At 33.7% G+C, this 18,147-nt stretch carries 19 protein-coding genes; 5 read left to right on the top strand and 14 right to left on the bottom strand.

Features of this window, described 5'->3' with window-relative positions; genetic code table 11:
* Positions 1–172 precede the first annotated feature (172 nt).
* The 3 genes from U6A24_RS02150 (at position 173) to U6A24_RS02140 (ending at position 3,798) form a co-directional block, all read left to right on the top strand.
* Positions 173–712: a thioredoxin family protein gene (locus U6A24_RS02150; protein WP_324178290.1), complete on the top strand. Its 540-nt coding sequence runs from the start codon at positions 173–175 to the stop codon at positions 710–712.
* Between the two features lie 127 nt (positions 713–839).
* Positions 840–2,285, top strand: coding sequence for an amidohydrolase (locus U6A24_RS02145; protein WP_324178289.1), 1,446 nt, complete (start codon positions 840–842; stop codon positions 2,283–2,285).
* A gap of 217 nt (positions 2,286–2,502) precedes the next feature.
* Complete coding sequence (locus U6A24_RS02140; protein ID WP_324178288.1) at positions 2,503–3,798, top strand: serine hydrolase domain-containing protein; 1,296 nt, start codon at positions 2,503–2,505, stop codon at positions 3,796–3,798.
* Positions 3,799–3,811: 13 nt separating this feature from the next.
* On the opposite strand, the gene U6A24_RS02135 is transcribed toward U6A24_RS02140, so the two are convergent.
* From U6A24_RS02135 to U6A24_RS02090, 10 genes are all read right to left on the bottom strand, one after another.
* Complete coding sequence (locus U6A24_RS02135; protein WP_324178287.1) at positions 3,812–5,872, bottom strand: ComEC/Rec2 family competence protein; 2,061 nt, start codon at positions 5,870–5,872, stop codon at positions 3,812–3,814.
* A gap of 450 nt (positions 5,873–6,322) precedes the next feature.
* Positions 6,323–7,177, bottom strand: coding sequence for a hypothetical protein (locus U6A24_RS02130; RefSeq protein WP_324178286.1), 855 nt, complete (start codon positions 7,175–7,177; stop codon positions 6,323–6,325).
* Between the two features lie 98 nt (positions 7,178–7,275).
* Positions 7,276–8,367, bottom strand: a complete 1,092-nt coding sequence (gene gwsS, locus U6A24_RS02125) for a grasp-with-spasm system SPASM domain peptide maturase (RefSeq protein WP_324178285.1) — start codon at positions 8,365–8,367, stop codon at positions 7,276–7,278.
* Complete coding sequence (locus U6A24_RS02120) at positions 8,367–8,543, bottom strand: hypothetical protein (RefSeq protein ID WP_324178284.1); 177 nt, start codon at positions 8,541–8,543, stop codon at positions 8,367–8,369. Before U6A24_RS02120 ends, gwsS begins: the two co-directional genes overlap by 1 nt.
* 11 nt (positions 8,544–8,554) lie before the next feature.
* Positions 8,555–9,502, bottom strand: a complete 948-nt coding sequence (locus tag U6A24_RS02115; protein WP_324178283.1) for an ATP-grasp domain-containing protein — start codon at positions 9,500–9,502, stop codon at positions 8,555–8,557.
* A gap of 8 nt (positions 9,503–9,510) precedes the next feature.
* Complete coding sequence (locus tag U6A24_RS02110) at positions 9,511–10,014, bottom strand: hypothetical protein (RefSeq protein ID WP_324178282.1); 504 nt, start codon at positions 10,012–10,014, stop codon at positions 9,511–9,513.
* 6 nt (positions 10,015–10,020) lie between these two features.
* Entirely contained in the window at positions 10,021–10,524 is a 504-nt protein-coding gene (locus U6A24_RS02105; RefSeq protein ID WP_324178281.1) for a hypothetical protein, read from the bottom strand.
* A gap of 98 nt (positions 10,525–10,622) precedes the next feature.
* Entirely contained in the window at positions 10,623–10,814 is a 192-nt protein-coding gene (locus U6A24_RS02100; RefSeq protein WP_324178280.1) for a hypothetical protein, read from the bottom strand.
* A gap of 26 nt (positions 10,815–10,840) precedes the next feature.
* Entirely contained in the window at positions 10,841–11,011 is a 171-nt protein-coding gene (locus tag U6A24_RS02095; protein ID WP_324178279.1) for a hypothetical protein, read from the bottom strand.
* A 137-nt stretch (positions 11,012–11,148) separates the two neighbouring features.
* A complete protein-coding gene (locus U6A24_RS02090; RefSeq protein ID WP_324178278.1) occupies positions 11,149–11,448 on the bottom strand; it encodes a hypothetical protein in 300 nt (99 codons plus the stop codon).
* Between U6A24_RS02090 and U6A24_RS02085 the strand changes: the two genes are divergently transcribed.
* A complete protein-coding gene (locus tag U6A24_RS02085) occupies positions 11,439–12,401 on the top strand; it encodes a prolyl oligopeptidase family serine peptidase (protein ID WP_324178277.1) in 963 nt (320 codons plus the stop codon). The two genes, U6A24_RS02090 and U6A24_RS02085, sit on opposite strands and share 10 nt — an antisense overlap.
* A 687-nt stretch (positions 12,402–13,088) precedes the next feature.
* On the opposite strand, the gene U6A24_RS02080 is transcribed toward U6A24_RS02085, so the two are convergent.
* Genes U6A24_RS02080 through surE form a run of 4 tightly spaced genes read right to left on the bottom strand, consistent with a single transcriptional unit; the run spans position 13,089 to position 15,836 of the window.
* Positions 13,089–13,613: a C40 family peptidase gene (locus U6A24_RS02080; protein WP_324178276.1), complete on the bottom strand. Its 525-nt coding sequence runs from the start codon at positions 13,611–13,613 to the stop codon at positions 13,089–13,091.
* A 13-nt stretch (positions 13,614–13,626) separates the two neighbouring features.
* Complete coding sequence (gene lpxB / locus U6A24_RS02075; RefSeq protein ID WP_324178275.1) at positions 13,627–14,736, bottom strand: lipid-A-disaccharide synthase; 1,110 nt, start codon at positions 14,734–14,736, stop codon at positions 13,627–13,629.
* Positions 14,737–14,764: 28 nt separating this feature from the next.
* On the bottom strand, positions 14,765–15,061 hold the full coding sequence (locus U6A24_RS02070; RefSeq protein WP_324178274.1) for a hypothetical protein: 297 nt from the start codon (positions 15,059–15,061) through the stop codon (positions 14,765–14,767).
* Positions 15,054–15,836 carry a 5'/3'-nucleotidase SurE gene (gene surE / locus U6A24_RS02065; protein WP_324178273.1) on the bottom strand — a complete coding sequence of 261 codons (783 nt, stop codon included), beginning with the start codon at positions 15,834–15,836 and terminating at the stop codon, positions 15,054–15,056. The genes U6A24_RS02070 and surE overlap by 8 nt, the downstream gene beginning before the upstream one ends.
* Before the next feature lie 170 nt (positions 15,837–16,006).
* Between surE and U6A24_RS02060 the strand changes: the two genes are divergently transcribed.
* Positions 16,007–18,142: a carboxy terminal-processing peptidase gene (locus U6A24_RS02060; RefSeq protein ID WP_324178272.1), complete on the top strand. Its 2,136-nt coding sequence runs from the start codon at positions 16,007–16,009 to the stop codon at positions 18,140–18,142.
* Positions 18,143–18,147 lie beyond the last annotated feature (5 nt).

The raw sequence follows: 18,147 nt of genomic DNA, 5'->3' as shown, positions 1-18,147 counted from the left end.
AACGTAAATGATGAAATATGCCATATCGATCAGTTCTAAATTAACTTGAATGATTTTTGGCGATTCCATCAGAGCGCTATAATAATACATTACTTCGCTCGTTTCCCAAAGACGACCGAAGTTTTTAAATAAGGAACAGTTTTTGTTCCCGATAAATAAAAAAACTAAAATCATGAAATACCTACTTTCAATTTTTGTATTTCTTTTGTGTTTTGTTTCCCAGGCACAGGAAATTAATTGGATGTCTTTTAACGAAGCTCTTGAAGCTCAAAAAAAAGAACCCAAAAAAATCTTTATGGATGTCTATACCGATTGGTGTGGCCCTTGTAAACTTTTAGATAAAAGAACTTTTCATAACAAAGATGTGGTAGATTATGTAAACAAGCACTATTATGCTGTAAAGTTTAATGGAGAAGGTACCGAAGAAATTCGTTACAATAATTTCACCTATACTAATCCCAATCATAATCCAAACAGAAAAGGTAGAAATAGCCAACACTTTTTTGCTAATGCTTTAAAGATTACTGGATACCCTAGTATGGTGTTTTTTGATGAAAATGCAAAGTTAATTGCCCCCGTAGTAGGTTTCAAAACGCCACAACAACTTGAGATTTATCTTAAAATGATTCAAAGCGATGATTATAAAAAGTTGACAACGGCGGCCGCATGGCAGAAGTATGAAAAATCCTTTGTTGGTACATTTTCGAATTAGAATATACTACATAAATTATAAAAACCCTTCTTAAATACAAAGAAGGGTTTTTTTGTTTACTATTAGATTTTACGATGCATCATAATTTTTAGTATCTTCAAACCACACAATTCACAACGTTCTAATTATGATACGAATAGGCTTACTCACACTTGCGATCCTTTTTTTTTCTTTCTTAAGTGCCCAGGAAAAACCTCAGATTAGCGAAAATAAAAAATCGGTTATTGAAGCCGTAAAAAAACAAGAGAAAAAAATGATTGTTATGAGTGATCAGATTTGGGCGCTTGCCGAAACTGCTTTCGAAGAAAAACAATCTGCAAAAATCTTGGCAGATTATGCCGAATCTCAAGGGTTTATTGTAGAAAGAGGTGTTGCCGAAATGCCTACTGCTTTTGTGGCGACTTATGGTACAGGTAAACCTGTAATTGGTATTTTGGGAGAATTTGATGCTTTACCAGGAATTTCCCAAAAAGCCCAACCTACCAAAGAGCCCTTAAAAAATGGAGCAGGCGGGCACGGTTGTGGTCATAATTTGTTTGGTGTGGCAAGCTTGTCGGCCGCAGTCGCAATCAAAGATCTAATTGCTCAAGGAAAATTAAAGGGTACTGTAAAGTTTTATGGCACTCCGGCCGAAGAAAAGTTTTTTGGAAAACTCTTCATGGCGCGTAAAGGGTTATTTAATGATCTCGATGTGTGCCTGGATTGGCATCCTGCAGCCAAAACCGAAGCAGATGTGCAAAGTTCTTTAGCATTGGTTGATTTTATAGTAGAGTTTAATGGACAAGCCGCACATGCCTCTGCCGATCCATGGAATGGGAGAAGTGCTTCAGACGCGTTAGAATTGTACACTACAGGGATTAATTACCTTAGAGAACATATAAAACCTACAGTTCGTATTCATTACCATATCCAGCAAGCCGGAGATGTGGTAAATGTGGTACCCGATTATTCGAAGATATGGGTGCGGGTTAGAGATACCAAACGCGAAGGAATGGAAGAAGTATGGAAGCGAGTCGAAAAAATGGCCCAGGGAGCGGCAATTATGGCCAACGTTGAGCATAAAATAACATTAGTATCTGGTTTACATGAAATTTTGGTAAACAGGGCTGGAGGTGAGGCTATGCAGAAAAATTTAGAATATTTGGGAGAGATCACCTATACAGATGAAGAAATTGCTTTTGCTCATGGTATACAAGATGCTACAGGTAAGCCCAAAGTAGGTATGGATTCCAAAATAAACCCGCTCGAAGCAACAAAAGAACATCCAGGAGGCGGTTCTACCGATGTGGGTGATGTAAGCTGGTTGGTTCCTGTGGTTCGTCTGGGAGTAACTACAGCTCCCAAAGATACTCCATGGCATTCTTGGGCCGTAGTTGCTTGTGGGGGAATGTCAATAGGGCATAAAGGAATGATTCAAGCGTCAAAAGCACTAGCTATGACTATGGTTGATATGTATGATGACAAAGAATTGGTACAAAAGGTAAAGACAGAATTTAAAGAGCGAAAGGGAGATTATCAATACAAAGCAATTTTACCTGAAGGACCACCGCCTATTCCTGTTGGTTCAAACTAATTGTACTAATTGTTATGGGGCCTTATACTAGAGACGAAACGTAAGAATTCAAAAATTTTAGGACAACATACAATTATTTGATAGTGTTTGCGTTAGCCTATACGTAAACCTTAAAATACCCAAATTTGATATAAAAAAATAGATAATTGTGCATTTCAAAGGATTTTTTGTTACTTTTGTCGATGTTTTTCAATTTTTTTGTATCTGAAACCTACTTATGAAAAAACTTTTAGCCATAGCTACCCCATCTATGCTGTTGATTGCTTTCCTGTTTTCTTTTGTGCCCGCAAAGAAAACTGAGAGAAATGGTAAAACCCTTGCAGAGCATATCAACCCAATTCAATTTCCGCAACCAGAACCTACAGAGCCTCTTTTTTCAGATGTTTCTAAAAAAAGATTAGAACAGGCAATTCAAAAATATTTTGATAACGCGGTCAAAAGAAATCAAATTGTAGGAGCTTCTGTAGCCGTTGTTAAGTGTGATTCGATTATTTACGCTGGTGGATTTGGAAACAGAAATGCCTCTTTAAAAGATACGGTTAATGCCAATACGGTATTTAGAATCGGTTCGGTTTCTAAAGGATTTGCCGGAATATTAACCGGGATCCACGTGCAAGATGGTGATATAGCATGGCAGGATAAGATCATAGATCATATTCCAAATTTCAAATTGGCAAATAAAACTCAAACGAACAAGGTTACCTTATCCCATGTATTATCACATACTTCAGGTTTACCATACCACAGTTTTACTAATCTTGTAGAAGATGGATTAACCCTTACTACCATTGCAGGACGTTTTAATGAAGTACTTCCGTTACAAGAGCCGGGAAATTTCTATAATTATCAAAACGCGATTTTCGCGCTTAGTGGCGAAATTATTGAACGAGTAACAGGGAAACCTCTAAAAGAAGTAATTCAGGATAGAATTTTTGACCCTTTGCAAATGGAAACCGCATCTGCAAGTTATGAGGCTCTTGAAAAATCTGAGAATGTGGCTATGCCACATCAACGGGTAAGACGCGGGTGGAGGCCTATGCGCATTAATAAAAAATATTATAATGCGGTTGCCGCCGGAGGAGTAAATGCCAGTGCAGTTGATATGGGGAAATGGATGAAATTTTTGTTAGGCAATAATCCCGATGTATTATTACCAAGTACAATGAAGGATGTTTTCAATCCTATGGTTCAAGTTGGTGGAAGAAGAAATTACTATCAAAGATGGCCTGGATATAAAGCTTCTTTTTATGCTTTAGGATGGCGTATACACGAATTTAAAGATGCAGAATCTGGTGATGTAAATAAGGTCATTCACCATGGTGGTGGAGTAAATAATTATCGTAGCGAGATAGCTATTTATCCCAATGAAGATATTGGAATTTGTGTGCTTTTTAATAGCCCTAACAAAATGGCAAAAGATTGTATTCCAAAAATACATGAAATCATTAAAGAGGTTATGCAATTAGAATCTCAGGATAATGAATACATGGCAGAGTCTTTGGTGGCACTGTAATCATTAAAAAAAATCACTTTAAAATAAAAGCCCCCTTTTTATCAGTACGATGAAAAGGGATTTTACGTTTTTCACAACTGGCTTCCCATCGATCCAAATAACTTCGATAATTACTTCCATCCGCAATGATTTGTTTTGGAGCAAGACTATCTAGCAAACGATCCAAATGAATTTTTGGAGAATTTGATAAAAGTATCATGTCAGGTTTTATTCTTTTTAATTGGTATATGCCCATGCTGTCTACCACCATTATAACTTGTTTTTTGTATTGATAAACGTTTTTTAAGGGTAGAGACGAAGTATGAATTTTTGCGCGTCTTTGAGTGGTGTAATTACCGAGTAAAAAGTGTTTTGTTTTTTCTGTGATACTGTCACGATAGTAAAGTTGAACGTTCTGATTTTCTAAAACACCAATGACTGTATTGCCAGGATTTTGAAATATAATTAATTCATTGTGTGAAGCCGCAAGATGTTTTTCAAAAAACCCTGTTAAAAACAATAGTGTTAAAGGAATTAATACAAGATAAATCTTATGTTTTTCATGTTTCTTAATCAAGATCACAGAACTTATAATAACCCAATAGAACAGGACCAACATTCTCCATGAGAATGAAATATTACTTATGACAAAATTTTCTTGTTGTGCCACCCAACCTACAATGTTATTCATCATATCTATACAACTTCCAAACGCGTTTGCAAAGCTTTGTGGCAAAATCTCAAAAAGGGCAAGAATGATTACCCCTATACCAAACCCAAGAATACCTCCCAAAAAAGGAATAATGATAAGATTAGATATAAAGAATAATAATGGAAACTGATGAAAATAGAATAAGGAAAGGGGTAGTAGCCCTAATTGAGCCGTTATTGTAACGGTGAACGTTTCCCAAAGTTTTTTAAGAATATACAATCGGGGCTGGTATTTTCTTACTAACATAGGCTGTATCCAAACGATAGAAAAAACGGCTAGGTAACTAAGCTGAAACCCTACAGAAAATAGTAATAAAGGATTGAAGCATAGTAGTATAAATAGCGAAATAAATAATGAGTTATAGATGTTGGTTTGCGAGCCTATTTGCATGCCAATCGCAAGAAAAGAAAACATGGTAACCGCTCTAAGTACAGATGGAGATAAACCGGCAATAACAGCAAAAGACCATAGAAACAGGAGACTAATCAATAAAGCTATAGTTTTTCCTTTCTTTGTTATTTTTTGTATTGGTTTTAATAATAAATTAAGTAGTAATAGCAAAATTCCTACATGCAAGCCTGATACAGCAAGAATATGAATGGCCCCCGCATCTCTATACTCCTCAAAGGTTTCCTCACTAATATCCTGTCGCTGTCCCAAGAGTAATGCATTAATGATGGATAACTGTTTTGGAGTAAAAGAATAATATGAGAGGGAGAGATTGATGTTTTTTCTTACTTGATCCGCTAGGCGGTAGAATGATATTTTTGTTTGATGATTATAGATTAACAGTTCAGGTTGTACCGTAATCTGGTGATAGATGTGTTGATGCTCTAAGTATTTGGCATAATCAAATTGATATGGATGTAAAGGTTTAGGAATTGGACGGATTTTAGCAACTGTCGTATACGTATCGCCAATAGTAAAAGTAGTTTTTATGCTGTCTTTTGCAATTAATAGAAGAAGATCACCTTCTACAGCAGTGTCTTCTATTTGCTCAATAACAATAATGTATTTGTTGTAATAGGATGTCGATTTAAGACGTTCCTTTATAGAAAATCGTATCCCTTTTTTGGAATGTTGTAGGGTGTTTTCATGTATCTTAAAAGTGTAATGATTAGGGTCGTTCCTGGGGTTATGAATAGCGACCAAAGTTATTCCAAAAGAAATAAAGAACAATAAGGTAGCAATGGTAAAGGGATACGATTTGACGAATAATTTTTTCGATCGTTGCCAGGTGAGTATCAAGATAAGTAAGGTAGCAAAAATCGCTGTTAAAGCGGTTTTTACACCAATATTGAAGGAATACCCCAAAAGAACCCCAATACTGGTTGATAAGGTTATAATGATAAAGGGGGTGTTTAAAAACCTAATCTTGGACATTGTAGAAATAATTATATCAATACAATGCAATACTATTTGAAGTTAGTTTCATTTTTTGAAACTAGTATTATTAAATAGAAAACTGCTATAGTTAAACTATAGCAGTTTTATGCATTCTTTTATGTTATTTGCTATTAATAGCTTAATTATTAAGAGAATTAAAAAATAGTATTTTACAATCTATTATTCATTCATAGTTGTTTATGTAGACTCAATAGAAAACTTTCTATTAAGAAAGAATCGTACGATATATAATATTGATCCTATAAAGGGTAATAAAAATAGCACAGCCAACCATAAAAAGAGTTTTATCCCCTTTTCGTATCTAAGTAATAGAAACAAAGAAGAAAACATCAAAATTAAGTATAAAGCAATAATAATAATCAAATGAGTAGGGGTCAAAAGATTTAATAAAAGATAGGTTTTCATAAAAATTCTTGTGATTAAGGTTTAAAATTCATTACAATCTTCTAAGGTAAGATTGGTTTTACTTCCATCTATGTTTATATAGTTTAATTCAACAAATCCGTATTTAGGATTGAAAAGAGCTTGTAATTCGGTTTTGCCTATACTGCTTATGGCCTCCGCTCGTATTTCGTAGCATTCAATTTTTCCAAATTTTGTATTTAACTTCTTTTTACTAGTTATTTTGTAATTGTATTTATTTTCAATAGCTCCTTGCCATGTTTTCCATCGTTTCTCCCCCCAACTACTTCCTATTTTTAAAGACCAATTCCATTTGTTTCCAACTTTAAAAGGAGCTTTGATAAAAGGAAAAGGATTTAGTTCAAGAATTCTAAAATACTTATCTCTGGGTGGGTGCATCCAAATGTTATTTTCATTTTCAATAACGCCAGATACAGAGTTAAATAGCGATTCTTCATTTTTGGTTATATAATTGTATTGAAGTACAGTTTGATTATAATCTGGTATTTGTTCTAGAAAAGGCTGCAAACCAGGCTTTACCTTTATTTTTACTTTTAAAATACTATTTTGAGTTATTGAATCCGAATTTACAAACCTCCAAGCGTACCTCCAATCATCTATATTATGATCTTCCTCAAACAAAAATACTTCTCCGTTAGGAGAAATATGCTTATAAGAATATATGAATTCTGTATGCTTTTTAAAGGTTATGTTATTACTGGTATATCTATCTTCAGCGGTAATTATAGAATCAAACACTTCTACCGAGATACCATTTTCTTCTACCAAAGTGTAATTTTTTACGCTATTTTCAGGTTTTGATTTACATCCTAGTACAAGAAGAAATAGTACTGAATTCATAAAGGATAAAAATCTCATGAGCTTGTATTTATTTTTTATGTTGTGGTGTTTAATACCACCTTAGTATAATGTTAATAGTTTTATAATAAACTCAAAGTAGCCAGATTTACAATGTATTAAACAAAAATCTCTTCCAACTTATAGATTACAATGGTTTTTTCTTTTAAAGGATTGTTATACCATTTTTCCCATTGATTGGTATAGGGATCGTAGCCACATTTTAATGGTTTGGTATAAATGTCATCAGGATTATCTATAAATGCTCTACAGTCTGTGCAAATGTGTCTAAATTCGCAATCTTTACATGTGTCAATTTGATCTTTGTTTATACTCCAATATTTTTTATAATCCTTATTCTTAATAGCTTTTTTAATAGATATCTCTTGTATGTTTCCAAAGCTTTGTGTCATAGATGGACAATTTTTGATATCACCATTTACATCTACAGAAGTCTTCCTATTCAAACAAGAGTTGTAATGTTGAGATTCAGTGAACGATTTAATGTTTATTGAAAATAAACTTGGATCAATGACTCCACAAAATTTTTCATTTTTGATGAATTGATCAGAATATATAACATATCCACTTTTTTTATCTATTGGAGGTATAAATTCTTTGATTGGCGAACCATGAATTCGAAGTGAACATACCCTTCCATGCTCAGACAGAAAGTCCAATATTTTTTCTTTCTCAAAATTAGGATGAAATGGAAGTGTAAAATCTATTGACACAATTGGAGATTCTAAACTATCGATAAATTCAACAATATTTTTAAGTCCGTCAAAATCTACTTTCTTGAAAAATCTTACCTCTAAATGTTTACAACCAACATCATCTAAATCTTTTATTGCTTTATAAAGATCATAATTAGTGTTTTTTCCCACGTCAAGTATTGCATGAGTAATTTGCTTTGGTTCAAACCATTGCAATGATATTTTTGGAAACAATTCTGGGGTGTCAGTAAAAATTATAAACTCTTCTTTTAATAGAAAATCAAAGTACTCGTTTATGATTTCATTGTATTTATTGTTGTAGATTTCTTTGATTTCTTGAATACTTTTACCTTCATGTTCAATTAATATGTTGTATAAATCATTAGGTATAAGTTTTATATCATTACGAGTCAAATCACATATAGTACTTCTTTTTGCTCCTTTAACCGGAATGCAGTTTGCAATAAGTTTAAATGGTAAATCCTGATTCATCATTATATGGATACTATTTTTGAAATTGGCCGATAAAAGTTATAAGGGGCTATTCCATCTGCATAAATATGCTTTACAGCTATAAGCGTAGTTTTTTTGATTTTTGAATTATGTTTTTTAATCTCAGTTCTTTGAAATGTTAAAGGAAGTCTAGGTTTTAGATCATCAAATTTTTCCATAATTATCATTTTTATGCAATCAAGTATTCAGCAATTTCTTTTTCTATATAATAGTTGCAATTTTTAGAAACCCAATCCAGTTGTCCTTGAGGATTTACTTCCAGAAATATATAGTCATTGGATTGACTCACGATTAGATCTAATGAACCAGTAGATAGGGTGGATAAATTAATGAAGTCTTTTACTTTTTTCTCAATTTTCTTTGGCAGCAATACAGGAATGTTTCTATTCGGTTTTTCTCTATTATAATTACGATAATCTACTGCTGTTTTTTGATCATTTTGAGATAGAATAGCCATTGGAAAAAGCCTTTCTTTAAAAAAGAATATCCTTATCTCATATTTTTTCTCTATTTTTTTTTGAACTAATGTAGGGGCAAAATCTTCTTCCATACTTTTAATCATATCATAATTCACTACAAAAGTTCCTGAAGAAAAAATAGTGATATCTGTAAGATTAACTTTAATAGGATATCTAATATCTTTAGTAATAATGCTTTTGTGTTTTTCAAAAAATTGAAATACTTCTTTTTTAGAAGTAGTTATTAACGTTTCAGGAATATTTAAACCTACCTCTTTTGCTAGTAATAAATAATCGAGTTTATAATTCTCAACTTCCATATGATAACTCCCCACATAGTCCACTTTTTTGTTTAAGATATCCTCTAATGATTTCAGTAAACTATTTTCTTCTTTTTTAAGATAAGGATATAAATTTTTCTTGCCTCTAAGGCTTGTTGGTAAAAGGCGAAGCCCACCCCTTCTGTTCCATATTTTTTTAATGGCTATATCTTCTATATCAAGTAGTGCAACATGACAGGAATCATTTGACAATTGTATATAATTTAATTTTGTATAGGATGTAAAATTGCTTCTTACATAATCTGCGTTAAAATGATTAAGCCACTCTATAACCTCATTTGTAGTAATATCATTGGCCTCACTAATTACTAAAATCATAACAAGTCTTATTTTGGATATGTAATTTCAAAAGGAAACCCTTTCCTTCCCTCAAGATGCCACTTGATCATTTCATACTCTACATCTCCGATTCTGGCTGCTTCACATTCTCGCTCTAGCAAGGGTTTTAATTTCTTATGATATTTCTTTGCGGAATGTTGAAAAATCATCCATGCTGCTATAGGTTGATCTATTCTATGAGGAGATGGAAACCCATATTTCTCTGTAATTTCAATTAACCGCTCAGTATTTTTGTTATCAATTTTTTCTTGTAGTTGCCATAACGAATCCCAATTTTCTGGTTTTTTCTTCCCCACTCTATATATAGAATCCAAAGGAGTACGATATAATTGATCGTCTATTTCCATTTTTCGCAATTCGTCCCAAAGTTTTTCATTATTGATTTTTGAAAAAGCCGCTTCTATTTTTTGATCAGTAGGTTCAACCCCTTTACAACAAATTAAAGTCACCGTACTTAGGGTCAATAAAAATAATTTTACTTTTACCATCATATATAATTATCTGTTATCAATTATTTGTAAGCCTGTGTTTTCTGGTATTCCAACCCTACCGGCTAGATGCCATTGCATCAATCCATAAGAGGTGCTGTCTATTCTGCCTGCTTTGTATTCTCGTTCTATCAGGGGCTTAATTTTGTTGTGGTATTTTTTTGGAGAATGATGAAATATTACCCATGCATGGATAGGTTTACCGGTACGATCGGCATAGGGTACCCCATATTTTATTGTAAAATCAATCATCCATTCGGTATTTTTGTTATCGATTTCGTGCTGTAATGCCCATAAAGAATCCTTTTTTTGCTGATAATTGGGCGCCGTTTTGTCCAATTCGCCCATAAGGTTTCTATACCGTTGATCATCTGCATACATTTTTTTAAGTTGGTTCCAAAGTTTTTCATTATTTACTTCGTTAAAAGCCTTTTCCATTTCTAGGTTAGTAGGTCGTTTTTGAGTACATGCTAATACAATAAAAAGACAGGAACATAAAAAGTATTTTGACATATTAACTTGGTTTTAAGATTGTATATTATAAAAGTATACTTTTATAATATAAAGAGATAGATATAAATGCTAATATCTATCTCTTTATTTATAATTCTCTACTTAACAGCATAAGGTTCCATAAAACAAACATGATCTCCTTCATTGAACGCCCCATCTCCATTCGTATCACTCCATCCATCAGTAGCCAATCCATTAGAGTTAATACCGGTAGGGCCATCTCCACCAATAACCGTATTTAAGGCTTTTCTATTTAGCTTATAATCTGTAACACTATTAATTGTTTTCATAATATTCAGTTTTATATTAATTAGATTTATTCGCAGGCTATTCTTTCCATACATTCACCCGGATCTGCTTTTCCATTATCATTTGTGTCCTCTAGACAATCGCAAAAATTACCTGTTTGCGTGTCAATGTATTGTAAGCCTCCATAGATTTGAGTTAAACCTAATTTTTCAATTTTAAAATTTTTAAACTCTTCCATAATTAAAATGATTTAGTTAAAATACCTACTCTATTTAAAGGGCTTTTCGGTTTCTGCCTTATCGCTGCGCAACGATGTTTATTTAATTGATAGAATTGTGTTGTAGTTTTAGATACATTTCTATCTCGATTTAAGAACTATCCCACAAAAGGATTCAATCTAGATCTTTGTCTACCCTTATAGAATCCAAACTCAAATCCTACTTCTTCTTCATAGACATAACTTTGGATGGTCAAGTCAAATACTATAGGGGCATGTAGTTCCCGCATAATGGTTATGGTTCTATGCAGTTTGGTTTTCGAAATTTCTAATCGTCTTGCCAATTGTGACGGGGTACCCGTTGCCTGTAAACGAATTAATTGATCGATACGCTCTATAATTTCGATTTGTTTGATGATGATACTCATAATTTGTTTCCCTTTTTTTGATGGTTTCATTTAATATTGTTTTATCCAAAAAAGGGTTAAACAACCCTGAACTATATATCACAGCTCGTGGTTGGCTAACCCCAAGTAAAAGGTGTCAGTTTTCGGGTAATACTCTGGTAGAAAAAGATTTAAATCCAAATTTTATAGCTAAAGAATTAAATGACATTGTTGTAGAAGAGATTGAAGTTGCTTCGCATGATGGGGAAAAAATCCCTTTATCTTTAATCCACAAAAAGTCATTGAAAAAAGATGGAAATACAGCCACCATGATGGATGGTTATGGATCTTATGGAGTATCTATGGTCCCCTTCTTTTCTTTAAGAAGATTATTATGGGTTATGGAAGGTGGAGTTTATGCAATCGCTCATGTTCGCGGAGGTGGAGAAAAAGGTGACGCTTGGCACAAAGGAGGGTTTAAAAGTACTAAATCAAATACATGGAAAGATTTTATCTCTTGTGGAGAGTATCTCATTGATAATAAATATACTTCAGCGAATAAGCTCGCTATTTGGAGTGGAAGTGCCGGTGGGATAATGATTGGGAATTCAATTACTGAAAAACCCGATTTATTCAAAGCTGCTATTGTAGAATTCGGTTATATGAATCCTTTAAGGTCAGACAATTGGCCTAATGGGGCAAATAATGTTAAAGAATTTGGTTCGGTAAAAGACTCCATTGAATTTCAATCTTTAAAAGAAATGGATGCTTATTATCACATCAAAAAAGGTGAAAAATATCCTGCTACTTTGCTGACAGCTGGATTAAATGACCCAAGATTGCCTGCATGGTTTTCTGTGAAGTTTGCAGCTAAAATCCAAGCATATAATAATTCAAAAAATCCTAACTTATTATTAATTGATTCAGAATCTGGTCACGGTACCGATGATACAAAAATCAAAGAATACGAAAGATATGCCAATATACTAAGTTTTGCTTTTTGGCAAACGGGTCAACCTGAATAATTGAATACTTCAATAATGATTTCAAACCCTTGATAACTAATTAAGGGTTTTTTGTTTTTACAGATGTAAGAGAACACATATTTGTAAAACCAAGGTAAATCTTTATTAAAAAAATAGTTATAATTATAGCTTTGATGCTATGCAAATTTGAATAAGTAGTCTGAAAAGTAACTTTCTCTGTCATTTCGACTCCGCTCAATGGGACAGCACTGCATATATTATACTTTTCAAACTGTCTCTTTTTTGTGTTTTGGTATTTTTTTTCTCCCAGTTTCAAAAAATGAAACTCTTACCACATATACTTACACCTGTCAAACAAAAAAAGAAGAAAATAATATTAAATGAAACCATCAGAACAATTTCATAGTGCAGTATTGTCAAGGAAATATCGATTAGACTATAAAAGTGCCAGGTATACCAATAAAACTATCCATTATACTATAAAACTATAGATTATACTGGGTGAGGAGTTCATTATACCGAGTGAGAAGGCTATTAAACCATAAAAACATGAATTATACCAGGTGAGAAGTCCATTATACCATAAAAACATCAATTATACCGAGTGAGTAGCCTATTATACCGGTTAAAGAGTCGAGTATACGGTCGTAACATTAAATATACGGGTTGAGTAGCTCATTAACCAATACCATAAACTATCAACCATATAATCGTCAACAACCAAACTTACATCACAACCCTCCGCGCACTTACAAAGGCTTTGTTCCAGTATTTTTCGTCAAGACTTGATACTATCACTCCTCTAGAAGTCGAAGCATGAATAAACTTTATGGCTCCTTTGGTTTCGACTACGAGTCCAACATGAGAAATTACATTTTTTCTTTTATTGGTCTTAAAAAATAATAGATCTCCTACACTAACCTTTTTTAGCGAGATAGGTTTACCTTGTGTAGCCATAGTTCTTGAAGTGCGGGGTAAAACTATATTCTCTTTCTTAAAGGACGTATAAACCAATCCAGAACAGTCCATACCCTTTTTGGTGGTCCCTCCATATTTATAGCGAGTTCCACTAAAGGATTTTGCATAGCTCACTATGCTTTTTATTTTTCTATTGCCAGTGTATTCATTCTTTTTGCTTTTTGTAGTTCTTTTTGTCTTTTCAGAAATAACGGCTTTATTCTTGGATGAACTTCCGCAGGAAGAAACTAGTGCACTTAATAGAATCAGAATGTAGGTTATATACTTTTTCATTTTGAGGAGGTTTTTACTTTATAGAGTCAACAATGAATGCGGCCGTTTTATCACTGGCGCCTCTTCCGCCAAGTTTCTTTTCGAGATCATAATAGTCGAGAAACATGACAGCTCTTTTATAGTCGTCTAGTATAATGGTAAGCTCTTCATGAAGTCTTTTTGGGTTAAAATCACCTTGAATGAGTTCGGTTACAATGGGTTTGTCCATAATCAAATTAACCAAAGAGATATAGTCAAGATTGATAATTCGCTTCGCAATTTGGTATGAAATATAGCTTCCTTTGTAACAAACTACCTGGGGGACCTTAAATAAGGCAGTTTCCAGAGTAGCGGTACCCGAGGTCACCAGTGCAGCATTACTGAGGCTTAATAAATCATAGGTCTCATTCATAACCAAATGAACTCCTTCTTTTTTGATAAAAGGGGTGTAAAAAGAAATATCTTGGCTGGGAGCACCTGCAATTACAAATTGATATTCTGGAAAATCATCGACAGCAGTTAACATGATTCCAAGCATTTTTCGGATTTCTTGCTTTCTACTACCAGGTAATATTGCTATAATAGGGCGATCGTCCAAATTATGTTTTTCTTTAAAAGCTTCGGGCATGATTTGTTTGTGATCGGCAATAGCATCGATTAATGGGTGCCCAACAAATTGAACGGGATATTCGTACTTGTCATAAAAATCTTTTACAAAAGGCAATACGACATACATATAATCCACATATGCCTTTATAGCCTTAATACGGCCTTCTCTGGAAGCCCAAAGTTGAGGACTTATATAGTAATGTGTAGTAAACCCTTGAAGCTTGGCCCATTTTGCAACAGGTAGATTAAAACCAGAGTTATCGATCAAAATAACGACATCGGGTTGGTACAGGGCTATATCTTTTTTACAAAATTTGATAAAACCCAATATTTTGCGAAGATTAAACAGGATTTCTATGAACCCCATAAATGACCGCTCTTTGTAGTGCTTTACCAAAGTACCTCCAACGGCTTGCATAAGATCACCTCCCCAAAATCTAAATGCTGCGTTAGGGTCTTCTTTCTGAATGGATTTCATGAGATTAGAACCATGTAAATCTCCAGATGCTTCTCCTGCAATGAGGTAGTACTTCATGCAAATATATCGTTACAGTTTTTAAATATTAACCAAATTTACTAATTGCAATACAAATAGCTGCAATAAGTGTAGCAAGAAGCACGCCGCGAGCTCGATATGCCATTTCTTTTTTCAAAAACATAAAGAAAATAACAAGATTAGGAATGGCTCCAAGTACAATAAGGCTTCCAAATGAGTCATTTTTTAATGATGCGGTTATCGTTTCTGAAAACCCCAAGGTTTGAGGGCTTAAGGCAGAAAATATAAAAACACATATAACAAATCCAATGCTATTTACAAATAAACCAGTTATAAGACCAATTGCTATTTCCTTTTTAATCATGTAATGACCAATTATTTAGTTCTTGTATAAAATGATGAGCGGTAAGATCAAATTGAGTTGGCACTACCGAAACATATCCTTGTCGCAGGGCCCATTCATCTGTATCCTCGCCTTTGTCTTCGTTGATAAATTTACCCGAAAGCCAATAGTATTGTCGACCCATGGGATTGGTTCTTTTATCGAACTCTTCAACCCAATGTGCATTTGCTTGCCTGCAAATTTTTACTCCTTTTATTTCTTCTTCCGGCAATCGCGGGATGTTCACATTAAGAACAACTCCTTTAGGTAACCCATTTTCGAGAACATTTTCTACTATGGATCTCACATATTTTTTTGAAGGCTCAAAATTGGCATTCATACTATAGTCTAATAATGAAAAACCTATGGCAGGTATGCCTTCAATACCGGCTTCGACTGCCGCACTCATTGTACCAGAATAAATTACATTAATGGCAGAGTTTGACCCATGATTAATGCCACTGACACATAAATCTGGTTTTCTTGGCATGATCTCCCGAGCTGCCATTTTTACACAATCTGCCGGAGTGCCAGAGCAACTAAATTCTTTTTGCGAAGCATTTTTGTCAATTACAATGGGGTCACAATAAATTGTGCTATTCACTGTAATGGCATGTCCCATACCGCTTTGTGGACTATCAGGAGCCACTACAAACACATCGCCTATTTCGTTCATTACACTAATCAAAGCCCGTATTCCTGGGGCAGTAATGCCATCATCATTGGTTACAAGAATGAGCGGTTTTTTTTGAGTCATAGCCATGGATTTTTACGACGATAAAAATACACTTTTTTTGCACCAAATATTTAATGAAAAAACGGTAGCAAAGAATATTAGCTCATTTAAGAAAAATTTAGTAATATTACGGGTTATTGGCACGATTTTTAATGTAAATTGCCTGAAACCCCTAAATTTTATTTGAGCGTATGAAAAAGAGTTTTTTGATTTTGATGCTTACCGTAATTGTTTCGGTTGCTTCCTGCAGTTTTACCACCAAAGTAGAGAATGGACCGGACAAGGATAAATTGCTGATTGATTTGATAAGTTATGTTTTGGGTAAAGGACATTACGATGCAAAGGATATAAATGATGACTTTTCGAAAGAAGTATTTGCAGATTATGTGGATGCATTAGATCCTCTGAAACGTTACTTTTATCAAAGTGACATTGATGAGTTTAAGAAATTCGAAAAGCTGATTGATGATGAAATAAGAAATAAAGAGATCATATTCTTTAATTTAACGTATAATCGCTTACAACAACGAATGGTCGAAGCAAGATCTTTGTACAAAGAAATTCTCGAAACACCATTTAATTTCCAGAAGGACGAAAACATTAGTACAGATTATGAAAAGCTTCCTTATGCAAAGAACAAAAAGGAAATGAAAAACCGTTGGAGGTTACAACTGAAGTTTAATGCACTTTCTAGCTACTATGATAAGGTAGAGGAACAATTAGACTCGGTAACAGCTAATAAGAATTACGAAAGAAAGACTTCAATGGCTCTTGAAGAAGAAGCCCGAGAACTTACACGTTCTTCATTAAAAGAATATTTCGAGTTTGCAGACGATCTGGAACGTAAAGATTGGTTCACTATATATATAAACTCTATTGTAGAAGAATTCGACCCACATACTTACTATTTTGCGCCACAAGACAAAGACAGGTTTGATATTGCTATGTCTGGAAAACTAGAAGGTATTGGAGCAAGGCTTCAAAAAAAGAATGATAATGTAAAAATTATTGAAATCATATCGGGAGGACCTGCCTGGAGGGGAAATAAAGTTGAGGTAGGTGATTTGATTATGAAAGTAAAGCAAGAAGATGAAGAAGAACCGGTAAGTGTTGTAGGAATGCGTCTTGATGATGCTGTGAGTTTAATAAAAGGTCCAAAAGGAACCAAAGTGTCATTAACCGTTAAAAAAGTTGATGGTACTACAGAAATAGTAGATATCGTTAGAGATGTTGTAGAGCTCGAAGAAACCTATGCAAAATCATCTGTAGTTAAAAAAGAAGACAAAACCTACGGTATCGTAAACCTGCCTAAATTTTATTTCAATATGCAGGATTATAACCAACGTAATGCAGCAAAAGACGTAAAACAAGAAATTATACGTCTTAAGGAACAGGATATGGATGGTCTTGTAATCGATTTAAGAGATAATGGAGGAGGGTCATTACAAACCGTTGTAGATATTGCTGGTCTTTTTATTGAAAAGGGTCCTATCGTTCAGGTTAAAACAAAAGGAGAATCTCCGGAAGTGTTAAGCGATAAGGATAGAAATATTCTTTGGGATGGTCCTTTGGTTATTTTAGTAAATGAATTATCAGCTTCAGCTTCCGAAATTTTGGCTGCTGCAATGCAAGATTATAAGCGAGCTATTATTATAGGAAGTAAACAAACTTATGGTAAAGGTACTGTTCAAAACGTTATGGATCTTAATAGATGGATGAGAAGTAATGATTTTGGAGATCTTGGAGCTTTAAAACTTACTACTCAAAAATTTTATAGAGTTAACGGAGGTTCTACGCAGTTGGAAGGAGTAAAAAGTGATGTTATAGTACCAGACCGTTATAGTTATATTGATATTGGAGAAAAAGATCAAGAGAATCCATTACCATGGGATAAGATACCAGCTGCAGATTATAATACTTGGGATGGTTATATTGATTTCGAACAAACCATTAATAATAGTAAGGCCAGAATGGCAGAGAATGATCAATTAAAGTTGATTAACGAGAATGCCAAATGGGTTCGTCAAAAAAGAGATATAGATATCTACTCACTACAGTATGATAAATATAAAGCTAATATCGAGCTTAACGAAAAACAAGCAAAACGTTTTGACGCAATCAATGATTATAAGACAGAGTTAAGTTTTGAATCATTACCGTATGAAAAAGAATTGATCAAAAAAGACACAATTTTGGAAGAGAAGAGAAAGAGATGGCATGAGTCTCTAAGCCAGGATGTGTATGTTGAAGAAGCAATAAGTGTATTAGAAGATATGAAGATTAATAATATTCGAAGATCTAAAAACCCTCTTACACTGAAGAATTAAAATAG

Origin of the sequence: Aquimarina gracilis, from assembly GCF_035285365.1 — a bacterium.
In the GTDB taxonomy this organism is placed as follows: Bacteria; Bacteroidota; Bacteroidia; order Flavobacteriales; family Flavobacteriaceae; genus Aquimarina; species Aquimarina gracilis.
The sequence above is the reverse complement of the archived record's forward strand: the minus strand, read 5'-3'. Positions and strand labels throughout refer to the sequence as shown.